The organism is Priestia sp. USM5, from assembly GCF_058323215.1.
Genome location: NZ_JBSGKN010000001.1, coordinates 1,174,464 through 1,191,345 on the forward strand (window position 1 = coordinate 1,174,464; position 16,882 = coordinate 1,191,345).

A 16,882-nucleotide genomic window follows, 5' to 3' on the forward strand; every position below is an offset into this window, starting at 1 on the left:
TCTGATCACCACTTTCTAGAAGTAAATCTACATTTGTTTATTTTTACTTAATTTTAGTAAAACTCGATAAATGAAATATATCAAAAAAAACGTTTACAATCAATAATATTTTTAAAATTTACATAACTCTATTTTAATCATAAAATTTAATGCTATATATAAGGTTTTAAATTCATAGAATCCCTGCCTCCATATATAGCAACTTATAGCTAACTATTTCTTAGGAGCCTAGGAGAATAAAAAAGATATGTTTTCCAGTTCTTATCTGCATTATAGGGCATGTTCTCCGCTTACAACATTCTCAAGTGAAACAATTTATAATATACAAAACTTGTTGCATGTAAGTGTTCTTCTTGATATATTACATATATAATTTTAGTAAAAAAGATAAAATTTAAGTTAAATTTTATCTTTTTTATAATTGATTTTCATAGTTAATACCAGCTCATACAACAATGGGAATGTTCTAAAATCTAGATATAAAATGCTTATTTAAAGAATTATCTGATGGGAGGAATAAAAATGGAGCTAGATTTACTTAAACAATTTACAAGAATTTTTAATACATCGATTGAACAAAATAGAATGTTTTTTGCACCGGGGCGTGTCAATTTAATTGGTGAGCATACAGATTATAATGGAGGACATGTCTTTCCTTGTGCTTTAAATATCGGGACCTATGCAATTGTACGAAAACGAGATGACAAAATGGTAAGAATGTATTCAATGAATTTTGAAGATCGTGGTGTGATTGAATTCTCATTAGAGAATCTTGAATATGAAGACTCTCATGAGTGGTCTAATTATCCTAAAGGAATTATTTATACGTTTAAAAAACACGGTTACAGAATAGAGAAGGGTTTTGATGTATTATTTTACGGAAATATCCCAAATGGAGCAGGTTTATCTTCTTCTGCTTCTATTGAATTAGTAACTTCTGTATTACTAAAAGGGTTGTTTAATCTAAACATTGATATGATCAACATGGTAAAAATGAGTCAACAAGCAGAAAATGAGTTTATTGGCGTAAACTGCGGTATTATGGATCAGTTTGCTATTGGTATGGGAAAGGATGACCATGCCATTTTATTAAACTGTCAAACATTAGACTATATGTACAGTCCACTTGAGCTCCAAGGGACCTCTTTAATTATTGCAAATACAAATAAACGTAGAGGCCTGGCAGACTCTAAATATAATGAGCGTCGTACAGAGTGTGAAAGAGCATTAAAACAATTGAAATTGAAGCTTTCCATTAAATCATTAGGAGATTTAACTCCAGAGCAATTTGAACAGCATAAATACCTTATCCAAGATGAAGGTGATCGTAAGCGAGCTAAACATGCTGTATATGAAAACTCTCGTACAAAAGAGGCAGTTATTAAATTGCAGCAGGGCGATATTAGTGGATTTGGTAAATTAATGAGAGAGTCTCATGAGTCCTTACAAAATGACTACGAAGTGACTGGAAAAGAATTAGATACATTGGTAAAAGCAGCGTGGTTGCAAGAAGGTGTAATTGGTTCGCGTATGACTGGGGCAGGCTTCGGAGGTTGTACAGTTAATATCGTAAAAAAGAATAAAGTTGATATATTTATTGAACAAGTAGGCCGTAATTATACAGCAGAAACAGGTCTAATAGCAGACTTTTATGTTGTACAAGTTGGTGGAGGAGCAAAAGAACTAGTTTGCGAAACAGTATAAAGTAGAGGGAGGAAAACGTCATGGCTATTTTAGTTTGTGGGGGAGCAGGATACATTGGAAGTCATACAGTTTCTGAACTTCTGGACAAAGGGGAAGAAGTAATTGTAGTTGACAATTTACAAACAGGGCATCCTCAAGCAGTGTTAGGAGGGGCAAAATTCTATGTTGGTGACTTGCGTGATAGCCCATTTTTAGATGATATCTTTACAATGCATAATATTGAAGCGGTTATTCATTTTGCTGCTGATTCACTTGTAAGTAAAAGTGTTGAGGATCCTTTGATGTATTATGATAACAACGTATATGGGGCTCTTTGTTTACTTCGTGTAATGATTAAACATGGTGTGAAAAAAATTGTGTTTTCTTCAACTGCTGCTACATATGGCGAAGCAAAAAGCTTTCCTATTTTAGAAGACGCTCCTACAGACCCAACAAATCCATATGGAGAAACTAAATTGGCAATTGAAAAAATGTTGAGATGGTCTGAACAAGCTTATGGCATGAGATATGTAGTGTTGCGTTATTTCAACGTAGCGGGTGCTCATATGGACAGGAAATTAGGAGAAGACCATACCCCTGAAACTCACCTTATTCCAATTGTTTTACAAGTTGCATTAGGGAAAAGAGAAAAAATTAGTATCTTTGGAGATGACTATCAAACCCATGATGGCACGTGTGTACGTGACTATATACACGTAACAGATTTAGCTGACGCTCATGTTTTAGCAATTAATAAATTACGTCGCGGTCATAGAAGTTCTACCTACAACTTAGGAAATGGCAACGGATTTACTGTAAAAGAAGTCATTGACGCTGCACGTAATGTAACGGGGAAATTAATTCCAGTAGAAGTGGCGCCAAGACGTGTAGGAGATCCTGCCAAACTCGTTGCTTCTTCAGAAAAAGCAATAAATGAGTTAGGATGGCAGCCTCGCTATACATCTCTTGAAGAGATAATTGAAAGTGCATGGAATTGGTTCCAAATGCATCCGAGTGGTTACAGTAAATGATACAGCGTGATGACTAGGTAAAAGCCAGTCAACATTCAATTTCTATTCTTTTTTAATAAAGGAGCAGTAAGTATGGCAATCAGTATTTTTGAGCAAATTGAACGATTGATCCAATATGGTTTAGATAAAAAACTAATAACTAGTTGGGATGTAGATGTAGTTCGCAACAAACTATTAGAGGTATTGCAACTTGATGATTGTGAAAGGCTAGAGATAGTAGAGGAAGTAGCTGATACTCCTACGGAAATATTAGAAAAAATAGTAGATTGGGCAGCAGAAAAAGGGCGCCTGAAAAATAATACGGTGACTTATCGAGAATTGTTAGATACAAGGCTAATGGCTAGCTTTGTACCACTTCCCTCCGAGATAAACCGCTGTTTCTTTGAACGCTATGAAAGAGAAGGAGCACAAGCGTCGACAAAAGCTTTCTATCAGTTTTCAAAGGATGTTAACTATATTCGGACAGATCGTATTGCAAAAAATGAACAGTGGTTGGTCTCTACAGAGTATGGAGACTTAGAGATAACTATTAATCTATCTAAACCTGAAAAAGATCCTGAAGCTATTATTGCTGCAAAGAACATCAGGCAAACTTCTTACCCAAAATGTTTGCTGTGCAAGGAAAATGCGGGATATTCAGGACGTGTAAATTACTCAGCAAGGCAAAACCATCGAATTATTCCAGTAGAGTTAAACAAAGAACAATGGTTTTTACAATTCTCACCTTATGTTTATTATCATCAGCACGCAATTGTTTTCTCAGGTGACCACCGTCCTATGAAAATATCAAGAAAAACAATTGAACGCCTTTTAGAGTTTGTTCATCAATTCCCGCATTATTTTCTTGGTTCGAATGCAGATTTACCAATTGTAGGGGGATCCATTTTAGCACATGATCATTTCCAAGGCGGTCATCATGATTTTCCTATGGCAAAGGCGGAAATCGAAAAAGAGTTTGTGTTTAGAGATTATCCAAACATAAGAGTAGGTATTGTTAAATGGCCTATGTCTGTTATTCGCTTGCAAGGAAAAGAGCAGGCCGAGCTTACAAATTTGGCAGATTATATTTTACGAACTTGGAAGATATATAGCGACGTTAACGTTGAGATTTTGGCATTTACAGATAAAGTTCCCCATAATACCATTACACCAATTGTAAGGAGAAGAGGAGAATTATTTGAAGTGGACCTTGTCCTCCGTAACAATCGAATAACTCATGAACATCCAATGGGTATTTTCCATCCTCATGAGGAAGTACATCATATCAAAAAAGAGAATATTGGTTTAATTGAAGTAATGGGTCTTGCTGTATTACCAGGCCGTTTAAAAGAGGAAATGAACTTATTAGCACAAAGCCTTTTATCAAGGGAATTTGAAAAAGAAATTATAAGACAAAAAAAGATTTCTAAGCATTTAGAATGGGCAAAAGAGATAAAAGAGAAATATGCAGAACTCTCAAGTGAAAATGTACATGAAATTTTAAGAAAAGAAATAGGCATTGTTTTTAAGGAAATTCTTGAACATGCGGGCGTATTTAAACGTGACAGCCAAGGTCAGCAAGCGTTTAAAGAGTTCATGAATCATCTTTCAAATAAAAGTATGATAGAGAAAATCTAGACTGAAAATAACTAAATCGATAAAGTATTAGTATAACTAGACTTTATCGATTTAGTTATTTTTAATGTGGAGTTGCGTATTAGAAGGTGTTTTCATAATAGGATTTTATAAGTATTTGGCGATAAAATTAATTTTTTTACTTAATTTAATTTAATTTTAGTAAAAAATATAATTAAATTAAATATCATAAAGTGAATTTGAACTTTATTTACTATATGAAATTTATAAAGCTGTTGGTATTAAAAGGCTTTTATTATTTGCTTTAAACTATAATAATGAGGAATATCATTCAAAATCATTTTTAACTAAAATTATCTTGATTGTAAGCGTTATTCTTGCTATATTATAAATATGATTTTAGTAATTTTAACTAAAATAAAAATATATTTTACTAAAAAGATAGGTGTGGAATTGAAATGACAAAGATAAAGGACGTTGCACGCGAAGCGAATGTATCTATTGCTACAGTCTCGCGAATATTAAGTAGTGACCATACTTTATCGGTTTCAGAAGATACAAGAAAACGGGTATGGCAAACTGCAGATTTCCTAAATTATAAGCCGCGAAAAAAGAAGAGTGCAAAAAAGCTTAAAACGAATCAGGATAATGCATACAGCATTGGTATTATTTCAGCTCTTGCTCAGGAAGATGAAGTGCATGATCCTTACTTTCTTTCAATTCGTCTCGGATTAGAAATTGCTTGTGAACAGATTCCTTTAAATATTAAAAATATATTCCGATTGGAAAAGGGGATATCGTTAGAGGAACTACATAATTTAGATGGTCTAATCGTTATTGGAGGAGTAGATTTAAAGTCATTAAGAGACATCTATTACGAAAATGAAAATGTGGTACTTGTAAATCATTTACCACGTGAAGGAAATTACGATGTAGTCGCCTCAGACTTGGAAAGAGCTATCGAAGTAGTACTCAATCATTTAACCAAACTAAATCATTATAATATTGGCTATCTAGGAGGCCTAGATAATATTAAAAGCGTAGATAGTGGGAGAGTTATTAAAGAAATAGAAGATGCGCGGAAGGTTTCCTATGAAAAGTTAATGAGACAAAAGGGCTTATATAATCCTGAAAATGTATTTATAGGAGAGTGGGGGCCAAGTAGTGGATATGAATTAATGAAGCAAGCTATAGAAAAAGGAAATTTACCAAGTGCCATGATTATTGCAAGTGACCCAATGGCTATAGGTGCGTTGAGAGCTCTCTATGAGGAAGGTATTAATGTTCCAGAAGATATCTCACTTATTAGTTTTGACGATATTGAAGCAGCAGAATTTCTAAACCCACCTCTTTCTACTGTGAAAATTCATGCAGAGGAAATGGGTAAAATGGCAGCTAAGCTTTTATGGGATCGATTAAATGGAAGAAATATATCTACTAGAGTAGTTCTTGATACAGAATTGATTATAAGAAAAAGCTGCCAAGCTAAGTAACAAAATAGCATGTATAAAGAAGGAGGTGATCAAGTATAGCGGTGAGTTAATAGAATTACATAGTCCTTTTAAAAATTACTACCAGAAATATTCAAAATATTAAGTGATAATTATTAGGTAAGCGTTTACTGAAATTATATAGAGAATTAAAAGAGAAAAAGAAATATGAAAAAAACCTTAGCGCTATTAATGACTAGTGCCTTAGCAGTTTCCGGACTTGCAGGATGTGGTAATGAAGGAGCAAGATGAATATGTAATGAAACAGAAAACCAATTGGCCCGTTACCATTTTAGTTGCCGTAGGATCATGATTTATCATTCTGCCATTATACATTGCCATCTCTATTGCGCTTAAAACACCAGAAGAGTTAGCGAAATCTGTTTTTTCTCTTCCAATAGGCTTTCATATTAAAAACTTTGCGAAAGCAATTGAAGCAACGAACTTTTTTGCTGCTCTTAAGAATAGTACTTTAATTACGGTTACCACGGTTGTATTTACAATCTTGACAAACTCATTGGTTGCATACGCTATTGCGCGAAACATGCATCGCAAATTTTTTAAAGTGCTATATTACTATTTTGTCAGTGCTATGTTTATCCCTTTTCCCATTATCATGCTTCCTCTTGTTAAACAGACATCGGCACTTGGAATGGATAATCCAGGCGGCTTGATCTTTTTATATATCGTATACGGAGCCGCGTTAAATATTTTTATTTACGTAGGATATATTCGTTCTATTCCAATGGAGCTTGAAGAAGCAGCTATTATGGATGGATGCAGCACGTGGGGAGTCTTTTGGAAAGTGATTTTTCCGTTATTAACACCCATTAACGCAACCGTTGGGATTTTGACTTGTTTATGGGCATGGAATGACTTTATGCTGCCGCTCATTATTTTAAATGATCCAGCAGATGCGACGCTGCCATTAGTACAATATATTTTCCAATCTGAGTTCGGAACAGACTTTAATTTAGCTTTCTCTTCTTACTTGTTTGCATTATCACCAATGATTATTGTCTACATCTTTGCACAAAGATGGATTATTGGCGGGGTAGTAAAAGGAGCCATTAAATAAGATATTTATACGCAGAAATATAATGAAGTAGGGGTTGAATACATTTATGGGAATTCAGTTTGATAAAGAGAATAGATTATTTCATTTACAGGGTAAAGATACAAGTTACGTGCTGCAAGTTATAGGAGATGGTTACCTATCCCACTTATATTGGGGGAGAAAAGTAAGAGAATATCATCATTCAAATCAACTGCAGTTTATGGATAGGGGATTTTCAGGTAATCCCTATCCTTCAACAGACCGAACATTTTCATTAGATACATTACCACAAGAGTATCCAGGCTATGGAACTACCGATTTCCGAACACCTGCTTATCAAATACAGCTGGATAATGGTACCACAGTAACCGATTTACGTTACAAGCATCATCGTATTTTGAAAGGGAAACAAGGTCTTGAAGGGCTGCCTTCTACGTATGTAGAAAGCGAAAATGAAGCAGAAACGTTAGAAATAACTTTAGAAGATTCGGTGTCTTACATAAAGGTAGTAGTAGCTTACACTGTTTATGAACAACGTAATGTTATTACACGAACGGCACGTATTGTTAATGAAGGCTCTAGTTCCATTAAGTTACTACGAGCATTAAGTGCAAATGTGGATTTTCGTGATGCGGATTTTGATTTTCTTCACTTATCCGGTGCTCACGTAAGAGAACGATATATAGATAGACATGCCCTTCGTACAGGTATGCAGTCTATTGAAAGTCGTAGGGGAGCAAGCAGTCATCAACAAAATCCCTTTATTGCTCTGTTAAGAAAAAATGCCACAGAAGATACAGGAGAAGTCTTTGCTTTTAATTTGGTCTATAGTGGGAATTTTGTAGCCCAGGCTGAAGTAGATCAATTCAAAAATACACGTGTGTCTTTAGGAATTAACCCTTTTGATTTTAGCTGGATGCTTGAAGCGGGTGAGGCTTTTCAATGTCCAGAAGTAGTGATGGTTTATTCCCATCAAGGCCTAGGAGATATGTCTAGAACTTTTCATGATCTGTATCGTACCCGCCTTTGCCGAGGTGAGTTCCGTGATAAAGAAAGACCTATTCTTGTGAATAACTGGGAAGCGACCTACTTTGACTTTGATGCAGAAAAAATTGAGGAAATTTCCACAGTCGGTAAAGAGTTAGGAATTGAACTTTTCGTGTTAGATGACGGATGGTTTGGAAAACGTGATGATGATAAAACATCGTTAGGAGACTGGTTCGTGGATCAAGCAAAACTTCCAAATGGCCTAGGGGATTTAGCAAATCGTATTCAAAAGATGGATATGCAGTTTGGGCTATGGTTCGAACCGGAGATGATTTCCGTTGATAGTGATCTTTACAGAAAACATCCAGACTGGTGTCTTCATGTACCAAATTACAGTCGATCAGAAAGTCGAAATCAATTAGTATTAGATTTCTCTAGAAAAGATGTTTGTGATGCCTTAATTAAAATGGTTTCAGATGTATTAGCGAGTGCACCGATTACGTATGTGAAATGGGATATGAATCGTCATATGACAGAAATTGGTTCTGCCTTGCTGCCGGCTGACCAGCAAAGGGAAACAGCACATCGCTATATGCTTGGTTTATATAGAGTAATGGATAAAATCACATCTTCTTTTCCACATATCTTATTCGAAAGTTGTTCAGGCGGTGGAGGTCGATTTGATCCAGGTATGCTTTATTACATGCCACAGACGTGGACAAGTGATAATACAGATGCAATCTCAAGATTGAAAATTCAGTATGGAACTAGTCTCGTCTACCCAATTAGTACGATGGGCGCACACGTATCCGATGTTCCAAATCATCAGGTTCATCGATATACTTCGCTTGATATGCGGGGGGATGTGGCTATGTCTGGAAACTTAGGATATGAGCTCGATTTAACAAAACTAACTGAGAAAGAGAAAGAAATTGTGAAACAACAAGTGAGTAAATATCAAGAGATTAGACAATTAATCCAATTTGGTGATTTCTATCGTTTACTCAGTCCATTTGAAGGAAACGAAACAGCATGGTCATTTGTGAATAAAGATAAAACTGAAGCAATGGTTTTTTATTTCCGCGTACTGGCAGAAGCAAATGCCCCGTTTGAAAGTTTTAAAGTAAAAGGACTGGATTCGTCCAAAAAGTATAGAGTGGTAGAAACAAACAGTGTATATGGTGGGGATGAACTTGAATATATTGGTTTGAGTATTCCTGCAGAGCTACAGGGAGATTTTCAAAGCGTGGCTTACCATCTAAAAGCACTTTAATTTACACTAGTAGTATGGATATATAGGGTAGTAACCCTTATTTTAATGACACCGATGACACTACATATTGCTATGTTTGTCATCGGTGCTTTTTGTAAAATTAATAATTTGTTCGTTTTATAGTATTTTAAGAAGAAAAGAGAAGGGATGTATTTAGAATGCATGTTGAAACTCAGTTTAGTATCCCGTTACTTTCTTAAGGGATAATCATTCTGATGGGGAAATGGGAAGGGAAAATAAAAGGGTATAGTCAATCAGGTCGTTATATAGGTACTTATCAAGCTACTATTGAAAAACAGAATCATTTTCTTTATAAAATGACATTATCTTTTGATGGCAATATTTATACAAAAAGTAATCAAGAAACAAAGCATTACTTAAAGGAAGAGCTGGTATATAGCTCTAGTTTAAAAGTTCTTAAAAGAAGATTTAGAGGTGCTATACTTCTAAAGATTAAATCAAAAGTCATATGGAAAAAGAAATTGATCAGTTAGTAAGGCTTTACAATCATTGATATTTAAAACCATACATAATAAAGATAAAGTTCAGGTTATTGCCTCATTTAATACATCCTTATTTTTGACGACTTTTTTCTATTTTGCCTATAATCATTCTTGTTTAAGATGATTATATTGCCGTAAACTACAATACAATTACTTTGTCAAACCCCAGCACCGGGTTTGATGTGGCCTTTTTACTATTAGAGAAATTAACTTCTTTAGAAAATGTTCAACAGGTAAAAAACTTAATGGGATTTAACTAATCAACAAATATTGTTTTTAGCGAAGAAACGAAAATGAATCGTTTTTAAACAGTAAAAGGAAATGAGTACTTTATTTTTTGATGTTGAAATAGAAAAAGAGTTAGACTTCTCGCTAAGAGTCTAACTCTTTTTATTTCCCTAAATTGTATAATAATATTTATCTTTTGTATAAGTTTACTTTACCTTTATCAAAGTTTGTTGTATTATATAGTTGTAGTCAAAAAAAGGAAGGTGATTACATTGAAAGAAAAAAATGGTGACTACGTTGAAAATAAAGTGTATGAACACCGAGTTTTAAACAGGATGTCTCAAAAAGAATTGGCTGACGCAGTTGGAGTATCTAAACAAACGATATATGTGATGGAGAAGAATAATTATTCGCCTTCTCTTGTTTTAGCTTTTCGAATAGCTGATTTCTTTAACGTAGATGTTAACGATATTTTTAGTTATGTGAAAGGAAGGGATTAAAATGATAACTGACAAAATAGAAAATGCCATTTTTACTCCTTTGAGAACCTGGACAGAACAATCAAATAGTAACTGGAATATGCTTATTTGCATTGGATTTATATCGCTTATAGTAGGAGCAGTTTTAATATATGTTTTTCAAAAGAAAATGGGCATGAGTGTGTCTGACGAAAGAACAAGTCAAATCGGTTTAAAAAGTGCCCTCGTTGTACTGTGTGGAGTTATTTTGTGCGACTTGATTTTTCCAAAAGAATATATGTGGCAAATTTTCTTCTTATTTAAATATTCCATTGCATTCATTGCTTCAGGTATATATCTTGCTGTTCGATATAAAAGGGATTTTTTAAACTAGAGAATGACGCAGATTTACCAGCAGTAAAAAAGCCATAGAAGGCTATACATTTCTTTGGCTTTAGTGTTTTAACTATAATTTTCTTACAACAACCTTATTAACTTCATGACAATCCTACTCTTACCTACTCTTATTTTTATGGTCGTCTTTAAACGAATAAGATTGATACATTCCTATAGACCAACCATTATTCATTTCCTTTCTTCAGTGCTCAACATTTCAGACATTCAATTATAGTAGACCATTGGTTACGTTTTATAAAATAAAATAGATGATGATCAATAACTAAATCATAGTTACAATTAAAATTATAGTTAACTATATTCTCTGCACAGACAATTGTGGCTTTATAGGAAAATATAGTTTTTATCGGAAAAATATACTATAATTCATAGTAAAACAAATTCTATATAAAATTTCTCGTAAAAGCTGCCTTATCTGACAAACCGAGGCGGCTTTTATGTTTTTTATTTAAAAGGAGTATGACTATGAGCAAGTATGATGAAATAGATTTTGAAAAGGTTGCGCTTCACATGCAGAAGCAAGTGGAAACAGACCCAAACAACGCACAGCTAAGAAATGAGCTAGCGATCGTTTTTATGGAAATAAATCAGTATGAAGAGGCTTTCTTTCAACTGCAAGCTGCTGCTGAACTAAAACCTTCTGTTCAAACTCTTTATAATTTAGGCTATTTTTATTTTGTGGAAGGAAAACCAATTGTAGAGGATATGGAATCAAGAAGTGTTGAAGAAGATGTGGAAGAAATGTCTTATACATGGGAAATCGCAGATAAAGAAGCATTTGATATCGTAGAAGATATATTGAAGTACAAACCAAGACATTCTTTTCCCTATAATGTAATGGGTGAAATGTACATTAAAAAAGAAAAGTATGAAGAAGCGATTGGTATATTAGAAGAAGCCATCACTTTAACTCCTTCACTAGAAAATCTAAATAATCTTGGGTTATGCTACTACAAAAAAGGAAGGTTATCTGAAGCAGCGGAATGTTTTCGTAAAGCGCACTTACTGCGATCTTCTAACAACGATAGTTTGTTTCCATTCCTTAGCTATGGAATTTGTCTAGCGCATTTAGGAAGGAAATCAGAAGCAAAAGAAGCGACAAAAGAACTGCTGACGCTGAGTAGAAAAGAAGGAGAAGATTTAGAAGCTGATATAGCAGAGATCTATTATATTCTGGAGGATTATGAAGAGGTTGTTAATATCTACTGCAAGTTAGATTGGGAATTTTATTCAGAAGAGTTCTTTCCGACTTATTTTCATTCGTTATGGAAGCTTTCAAAAACAAAACAAATTGAAGAACTTGCTTCTAAGACTATCCAAAGAAAAGAAAAAGAAATGCAAGAAGTTCTTCAAGATCCAGATGAGGAAGAAGAGTTTAAAGTAGAATACAAAGAAGTGACAAAAGAAGAGATTGCTTTCATTAAAAATACGGTTAAAGAAGTGTATTGGGGAAAAGCGCCTATTGTAAAGTATGAACCTACATTGGAAACTCGCTGTTATTTATATGGCTGCTTTAGACATACAGATGTGAATCCTAGCTATTTTTCTATATAAAATGCTACAACTCTTTTAAGATGAATACACAAAATTTGTTGCAAACTTTGTAGAATGTTAGATAATCGTTTCAAAAGGGAAATGAGTTTTTTAAAAAACGGGATAGTAAGATGAAGGATGGAAGGAGGAGGGGGTATAATGAAACAAAGCACTGTTACATCTATCATTTGTACGCTGTGCGTGCTAAGTACAGTTATTATATCTTTTATTACATACATGGGTATTGGTAATTCATTTTCATTTGGATTTATAGTAGTATACGTTATATTTATTATCATCATATTGTTTTATTGGACGATTCTGTTAATTAGGAACATCAAAAAAGTAAAATGGTTTGAACTAAGAAAGCGACTATTGAAGTTTGTTGGGCTGTTCATTTCCTTTAGTGCTGCTATCTATATCTTTACCTATATGTTTCGATCATCCCAAATCGATATGTATGATCTTAGTATACCTTTTGCTATGGCTCTTAGCTTAACTTTTTTTGATTTATTCTCCTTTAAAGAAAGCTGACAGATGGTTGTAAATGCTTCGTATCGGAAATCTAATAGTATTATGTTTATCTTTATCCTACTAATCAAGAACTTACTACTTCTTTTAGAGGACTAGATTAAACCCAGTATAGCAACAGAAAGGTTGGGGTGATGGAAATAAGAGCATAAAAAAAGCTATTTCAATCGTATTGGCATCGGAGTGAAATAGCTTTTTCTACTTTACATTCAAGAGTTTGTTAGTTCATGTGAACATCCTTACATGTGAAGTGCATCACAAACTATTTTTGTTGTGAAGATAGAAAAATTTGTATGACAAATTTTATTGCTTTGATAGAGAGTGAATAGGTTATTTAGGGTAAGTCGTAGGCAGAGACTGTTTTGAACCAGGTGAGCATCTGAATAAAAGATTCGCTTTTCATACAAGAACTACTCTTTAAGAAGGGACTAAAATATTGGTAGATCAACGATGTATAAACGAGAAAAATGGAAAGGTTGCGTATCAAAAGCTCGTTTTTTAATGTGTCTTAGAAAGAAACCTTATATAAACTCTGTATATCCTACACACAAAAAAGTAAATGTTTTGTAAAAGATGTTTGACATAATGAAAATTTTACCATATACTATAAATGTAAAATATTTTTTACATTTCAGAGGTAGGTTGATAAGTATGAATAATCGAATCAAAGAACTTAGGAAATCTAAAAAGCTTTCTCAAGAGGATTTGGCTAAAGCTTGTGAAGTATCCAGGCAGACAATTAATGCTATCGAGAATAACAAATATGATCCAAGTTTAGCTTTGGCTTTTCAACTGGCAGAAAATTTAGAAGTAAGTGTAGATGAATTATTTTTATATCAGAATAGGAGGAATTTATAATGAAAAATATGCAAAAAAATTATATCTTGGGTATTGTTGTTTTGCTAAGTTTCGCCTTTTTTCTAATTACAATGTATATTACAGATTTTAAAAATGGATATACCATAGGGGTAACCGGGGTTATAGGAATAGTTATAGTTTTAACTAGTGTGTTTCAATTTGCTACCTGGGGATTCGATAGAAAAGTTCAAAAAGATGAAATGGGTAAGAAAGTTGCCACTATAAGTGCGAAAACAAGTTATCATATCCTAACAATAGCTCTATTTATTCTTTGGATAGTAGATAGAATCATTTTTGTTAGAAAAAATGATTTCGGCAATATATCTTTATTCGCAGCTATATGTCTTTCATTAGTTATCTTTCCAATTGTTCAATTTTTTTCAGCAAGGCGATACAAATAAAGATTATCTAATATACGTTGCAAATAGTTCAAAAAAGCACTAACCATTGAAATTAGCTAGTGCTTTTTTATTGTTATATAAAGATTGGAATTGAAATTTCAGTAGAAATAACAGAAATTACCATATACAATAATTATTGTAATTACTTGTTAAAGAGTTATTTTTTAGATGATATGGGGTGCTAGCTATGATTAAGATGGTTAAACAAAGTGATGCTGAAATGTCGTATTGGGAAGTTTGGCAAGATGGCAAAATGCTTATTATTCATTACGGTGCCATTGGAAATACTGGTGAGACTGAGGAAAAGAAACTATCACTATCTCAAAAGGCAGAAAAGGTGATGAATGAATTAGCAGAAGAAAAAGCTGATCAAGGCTACGATTATTTAGATGAAGATGAGCTATTTGAACTTGTTATTCAGTATAGTTATGAAGAAGACCAAATGAAAGAAACTCTTAAAAAGCGACATCAGGTTGAGGATTTAATGAATGAATGTTTAGGCTGGACAGGCAATGGTTCTTGTGATGGTGGAGATATAGGCAGTGGTACAGCTAATATTCTCAACTACGTGATAGATGTCGAAAAGGCAACGAAAACAATTATAGAAGAACTAAAGGACAACAATTTGCTTGAAGGGGTAAAAATAGCTTATTTAAATCCTGAAGACGAGGAATATATTGCCTTGTATCCAGAAGGAGACTCTTTGGATCTAATGTAAAAGGGAGCACTGAGAATTCTCAATGCTCTCTTTTCTTTTATCCACTAATTGTAGTGCTAATCATAAGAGAATAGTGAATTGAATGAACAAAATTAAAAGTTACATTATAGAAAATCCTCCGTTATATCCGGGACTATCATTCTTTATGATATTTGGAGGTCAATTCATTATCGGGTACACAACATAGAACGTCTTCTATCTGTTTCACTTCACACTCAGAATTTTGGGCTTGCTCATGATAATTGTAATTCTATTGGTGAAAAAGAGAAAAAAAGTAAATAAAAAGAGCATCAGATAATCAGGTGCTCTTGTATAATATGTTTCTATAAGCCAAATCGTATAGTTTTAGGAAAGAATAGGAGTACAAAAATAGCATGAAATGGACAAAAGTAAAGAAGAATATGGAGAATTTAATCTGTGATAAGTTAAAGGAAAGATTAAGTATTCATTTGACTAAATATAACGTTTTTCTTGGAGAACAGACACGTATTTGGATTACTCTAGATAAGAAGGAGATTTTTAATGCTTCTTCAGCAGAATATTTAATGGAACATGATAAACTCTGGGAGGAAGTGAAGAGAAAAACAAGCAAACCCTTTCCAGAGTGTTTATATGAATGTTTCCCAGAATTCATTGGCAAGGTAGATGATATGGACTACACTGCAAGTATTCTAGAACATAGAGGCGTTTTTAACGCTGAACATGTTTATGACGCTTTTATCCAGTATCCTCAGCTGACCATTGATCGAGCATTAAATTCTGAGAATATTATTCTTCAAGCTCTTGCATTAGTAGATAGAAGGTTAGGCAAGAGGACATTGGAAGCTTTAACATATGATTCTAATGTGCACCCCTTAATCATCCAATTTTATGAACTAAGATGCGAGGTTGATAACATCGCGCCGTTCAAATATACGCCCAGTTAATAAAAAAGGAGGCTACACTGTGAAGCCCACCAATTTTTTCATTAAAGATATCCAAGACTTTCAATCCACGAATAAAAATTTAAAAAGTATCTTTAATACGAATAAGGAATTGCCTGACAAAGTATTTAACCAAAGGTGTGATTATTACTTATTTGAAGAGTTCTATTGGGTTATGTGTGATGATTTTTGGCCTACCGTACAATATTTAACAAAAATCTTTAATGAAAAAGAAGTTACAGTTGCGGTTTTAGATCCACATCCCACAGATTATTTTTATAAAGAGTTTGGCTATTTTAATTACTTGAAGCTTCCTACTTCTTTATCAAGTGAAGAGTATAGTAATGCCTTAGAAATTGGGCCGGAGGATTACCCTGCGGATGCTCCTTACTATAATTCAGAGAAAGTGGTATGGTTTTCTTCTTCTAAGCAGTGGGCGATATGGGGAGAGCGGAGCTTAGATATATGTGTCATAGGTTTTAATGAATCTGTTTTGTTAGACCATTTAATGACATCACCATCTAAATGGTCGTATTTAAATGAAGATGTTGAAGATTTAATTGGCTTAAATTTTAGAAATATGAAGCTTCCTCAAGACTTTAAAGACAGCTTATCAAAAAACTATGCTCATGATAGAGATAGTGGATGAGTATTATATTAATCTGTAAAAGGGACAAAGCTCTCTATAACTACAAAAAATCCTTTGCTTTGGAAGCAAAGGATTTTTTATGAATAAATTCATTACATTAAACGAGACATCTCTTGAAAACTGGTCATTTGGGCAAGGACTAGCACAAATGGTAAATCAAAAGGAGGGAAATAGCTATGAATAACCGTGTTAAATCCAAGCTACTGAACAAGATGAGAGATCTCGCTCCGGATTTTGTGAAATATGGAGAACATATCTTATTTGGAGAAGTGTGGAGAGATCCGACTTTGACATCAAAAGAAAGAAGTTTGAGCACACTTTCTGCTTTAATTAGTATTGGCAACACCGAACAAATGCCTTTTCATCTGCAGCTGGCAAAAAAGAATGGAATGACTGAAAAAGAAATTATTGCACTAATAACTCATATGGCTTTTTACGTGGGATGCCCAAAAGCAGCTGCAGTATTAAACATAGTAGCGAAGCAATAATAGAGGTAAAACAGATAAATATTATTGCTTTTTAGTTTATTTTTAATAGAAAAAGCTCCCTGTGGTGAGGGAGCTTTTA

The 16,882-nt window shown here is 33.7% G+C and carries 17 protein-coding genes and 2 pseudogenes; all 19 read left to right on the forward strand.

What is annotated here, in order from left to right:
- Window positions 1-522 precede the first annotated feature (522 nt).
- Window positions 523-1,704 carry a galactokinase gene (locus ACWATA_RS06165; RefSeq protein ID WP_430093604.1) on the forward strand — a complete coding sequence of 394 codons (1,182 nt, stop codon included), beginning with the start codon at window positions 523-525 and terminating at the stop codon, window positions 1,702-1,704.
- 20 nt (window positions 1,705-1,724) lie between these two features.
- On the forward strand, window positions 1,725-2,714 hold the full coding sequence (gene galE / locus ACWATA_RS06170; RefSeq protein WP_154992216.1) for a UDP-glucose 4-epimerase GalE: 990 nt from the start codon (window positions 1,725-1,727) through the stop codon (window positions 2,712-2,714).
- 78 nt (window positions 2,715-2,792) lie between these two features.
- Complete coding sequence (gene galT, locus ACWATA_RS06175; RefSeq protein ID WP_261764029.1) at window positions 2,793-4,331, forward strand: UDP-glucose--hexose-1-phosphate uridylyltransferase; 1,539 nt, start codon at window positions 2,793-2,795, stop codon at window positions 4,329-4,331.
- A 416-nt stretch (window positions 4,332-4,747) separates the two neighbouring features.
- Window positions 4,748-5,782, forward strand: coding sequence for a LacI family DNA-binding transcriptional regulator (locus ACWATA_RS06180; protein ID WP_154992214.1), 1,035 nt, complete (start codon window positions 4,748-4,750; stop codon window positions 5,780-5,782).
- Window positions 5,783-6,095: 313 nt separating this feature from the next.
- Window positions 6,096-6,857, forward strand: a complete 762-nt coding sequence (locus tag ACWATA_RS06185) for a carbohydrate ABC transporter permease (RefSeq protein WP_261764028.1) — start codon at window positions 6,096-6,098, stop codon at window positions 6,855-6,857.
- 46 nt (window positions 6,858-6,903) lie between these two features.
- Window positions 6,904-9,096 (forward strand): alpha-galactosidase, encoded by a 2,193-nt coding sequence (locus tag ACWATA_RS06190; RefSeq protein ID WP_154992213.1) that lies wholly within the window; start codon window positions 6,904-6,906, stop codon window positions 9,094-9,096.
- Window positions 9,097-9,311: 215 nt separating this feature from the next.
- Entirely contained in the window at window positions 9,312-9,590 is a 279-nt protein-coding gene (locus tag ACWATA_RS06195; RefSeq protein WP_154992212.1) for a hypothetical protein, read from the forward strand.
- A gap of 152 nt (window positions 9,591-9,742) precedes the next feature.
- Window positions 9,743-9,859, forward strand: a pseudogene (locus ACWATA_RS06200) (DJ-1/PfpI family protein); the annotation flags it as partial.
- 240 nt (window positions 9,860-10,099) lie between these two features.
- Complete coding sequence (locus ACWATA_RS06205; RefSeq protein WP_028414839.1) at window positions 10,100-10,327, forward strand: helix-turn-helix transcriptional regulator; 228 nt, start codon at window positions 10,100-10,102, stop codon at window positions 10,325-10,327.
- A 1-nt stretch (window position 10,328) separates the two neighbouring features.
- On the forward strand, window positions 10,329-10,679 hold the full coding sequence (locus ACWATA_RS06210; RefSeq protein ID WP_154992211.1) for a DUF2178 domain-containing protein: 351 nt from the start codon (window positions 10,329-10,331) through the stop codon (window positions 10,677-10,679).
- Window positions 10,680-11,167: 488 nt separating this feature from the next.
- Window positions 11,168-12,256: a tetratricopeptide repeat protein gene (locus tag ACWATA_RS06215; protein ID WP_186807958.1), complete on the forward strand. Its 1,089-nt coding sequence runs from the start codon at window positions 11,168-11,170 to the stop codon at window positions 12,254-12,256.
- A 138-nt stretch (window positions 12,257-12,394) separates the two neighbouring features.
- The gene (locus tag ACWATA_RS06220; protein ID WP_154992208.1) at window positions 12,395-12,769 is read left to right on the forward strand and encodes a hypothetical protein; all 375 of its coding nucleotides are present in this window, start codon (window positions 12,395-12,397) and stop codon (window positions 12,767-12,769) included.
- A gap of 648 nt (window positions 12,770-13,417) precedes the next feature.
- A complete protein-coding gene (locus ACWATA_RS06225) occupies window positions 13,418-13,624 on the forward strand; it encodes a helix-turn-helix transcriptional regulator (RefSeq protein WP_154992207.1) in 207 nt (68 codons plus the stop codon).
- Window positions 13,624-14,025: a hypothetical protein gene (locus ACWATA_RS06230; RefSeq protein ID WP_154992206.1), complete on the forward strand. Its 402-nt coding sequence runs from the start codon at window positions 13,624-13,626 to the stop codon at window positions 14,023-14,025. The genes ACWATA_RS06225 and ACWATA_RS06230 overlap by 1 nt, the downstream gene beginning before the upstream one ends.
- Before the next feature lie 187 nt (window positions 14,026-14,212).
- A complete protein-coding gene (locus tag ACWATA_RS06235) occupies window positions 14,213-14,743 on the forward strand; it encodes a WGR domain-containing protein (protein WP_154992204.1) in 531 nt (176 codons plus the stop codon).
- Between the two features lie 374 nt (window positions 14,744-15,117).
- On the forward strand, window positions 15,118-15,669 hold the full coding sequence (locus ACWATA_RS06240) for an SF0329 family protein (RefSeq protein WP_154992203.1): 552 nt from the start codon (window positions 15,118-15,120) through the stop codon (window positions 15,667-15,669).
- 19 nt (window positions 15,670-15,688) lie between these two features.
- On the forward strand, window positions 15,689-16,315 hold the full coding sequence (locus ACWATA_RS06245) for a hypothetical protein (protein ID WP_154992202.1): 627 nt from the start codon (window positions 15,689-15,691) through the stop codon (window positions 16,313-16,315).
- A gap of 88 nt (window positions 16,316-16,403) precedes the next feature.
- Window positions 16,404-16,499 (forward strand): annotated as a pseudogene (locus tag ACWATA_RS06250) (tautomerase family protein); the annotation flags it as partial.
- Window positions 16,492-16,803: a carboxymuconolactone decarboxylase family protein gene (locus tag ACWATA_RS06255; protein WP_154992200.1), complete on the forward strand. Its 312-nt coding sequence runs from the start codon at window positions 16,492-16,494 to the stop codon at window positions 16,801-16,803. The pseudogene ACWATA_RS06250 and the gene ACWATA_RS06255, both read left to right, overlap by 8 nt.
- Window positions 16,804-16,882 lie beyond the last annotated feature (79 nt).

What these genes read in the sequence shown, in the direction of transcription:
- ACWATA_RS06220 (WP_154992208.1), top strand. Translation starts at nt 12,395, where the DNA reads ATGAAACAAAGCACTGTTACATCTATCATTTGTACGCTGTGCGTGCTA.
- ACWATA_RS06215 (WP_186807958.1), top strand. Translation starts at nt 11,168, where the DNA reads ATGAGCAAGTATGATGAAATAGATTTTGAAAAGGTTGCGCTTCACATG.
- ACWATA_RS06230 (WP_154992206.1), top strand. Translation starts at nt 13,624, where the DNA reads ATGAAAAATATGCAAAAAAATTATATCTTGGGTATTGTTGTTTTGCTA.
- ACWATA_RS06210 (WP_154992211.1), top strand. Translation starts at nt 10,329, where the DNA reads ATGATAACTGACAAAATAGAAAATGCCATTTTTACTCCTTTGAGAACC.
- ACWATA_RS06190 (WP_154992213.1), top strand. Translation starts at nt 6,904, where the DNA reads ATGGGAATTCAGTTTGATAAAGAGAATAGATTATTTCATTTACAGGGT.
- ACWATA_RS06195 (WP_154992212.1), top strand. Translation starts at nt 9,312, where the DNA reads ATGGGGAAATGGGAAGGGAAAATAAAAGGGTATAGTCAATCAGGTCGT.
- ACWATA_RS06165 (WP_430093604.1), top strand. Translation starts at nt 523, where the DNA reads ATGGAGCTAGATTTACTTAAACAATTTACAAGAATTTTTAATACATCG.
- ACWATA_RS06235 (WP_154992204.1), top strand. Translation starts at nt 14,213, where the DNA reads ATGATTAAGATGGTTAAACAAAGTGATGCTGAAATGTCGTATTGGGAA.
- ACWATA_RS06225 (WP_154992207.1), top strand. Translation starts at nt 13,418, where the DNA reads ATGAATAATCGAATCAAAGAACTTAGGAAATCTAAAAAGCTTTCTCAA.
- ACWATA_RS06255 (WP_154992200.1), top strand. Translation starts at nt 16,492, where the DNA reads ATGAATAACCGTGTTAAATCCAAGCTACTGAACAAGATGAGAGATCTC.
- ACWATA_RS06180 (WP_154992214.1), top strand. Translation starts at nt 4,748, where the DNA reads ATGACAAAGATAAAGGACGTTGCACGCGAAGCGAATGTATCTATTGCT.
- ACWATA_RS06240 (WP_154992203.1), top strand. Translation starts at nt 15,118, where the DNA reads ATGAAATGGACAAAAGTAAAGAAGAATATGGAGAATTTAATCTGTGAT.
- galE (WP_154992216.1), top strand. Translation starts at nt 1,725, where the DNA reads ATGGCTATTTTAGTTTGTGGGGGAGCAGGATACATTGGAAGTCATACA.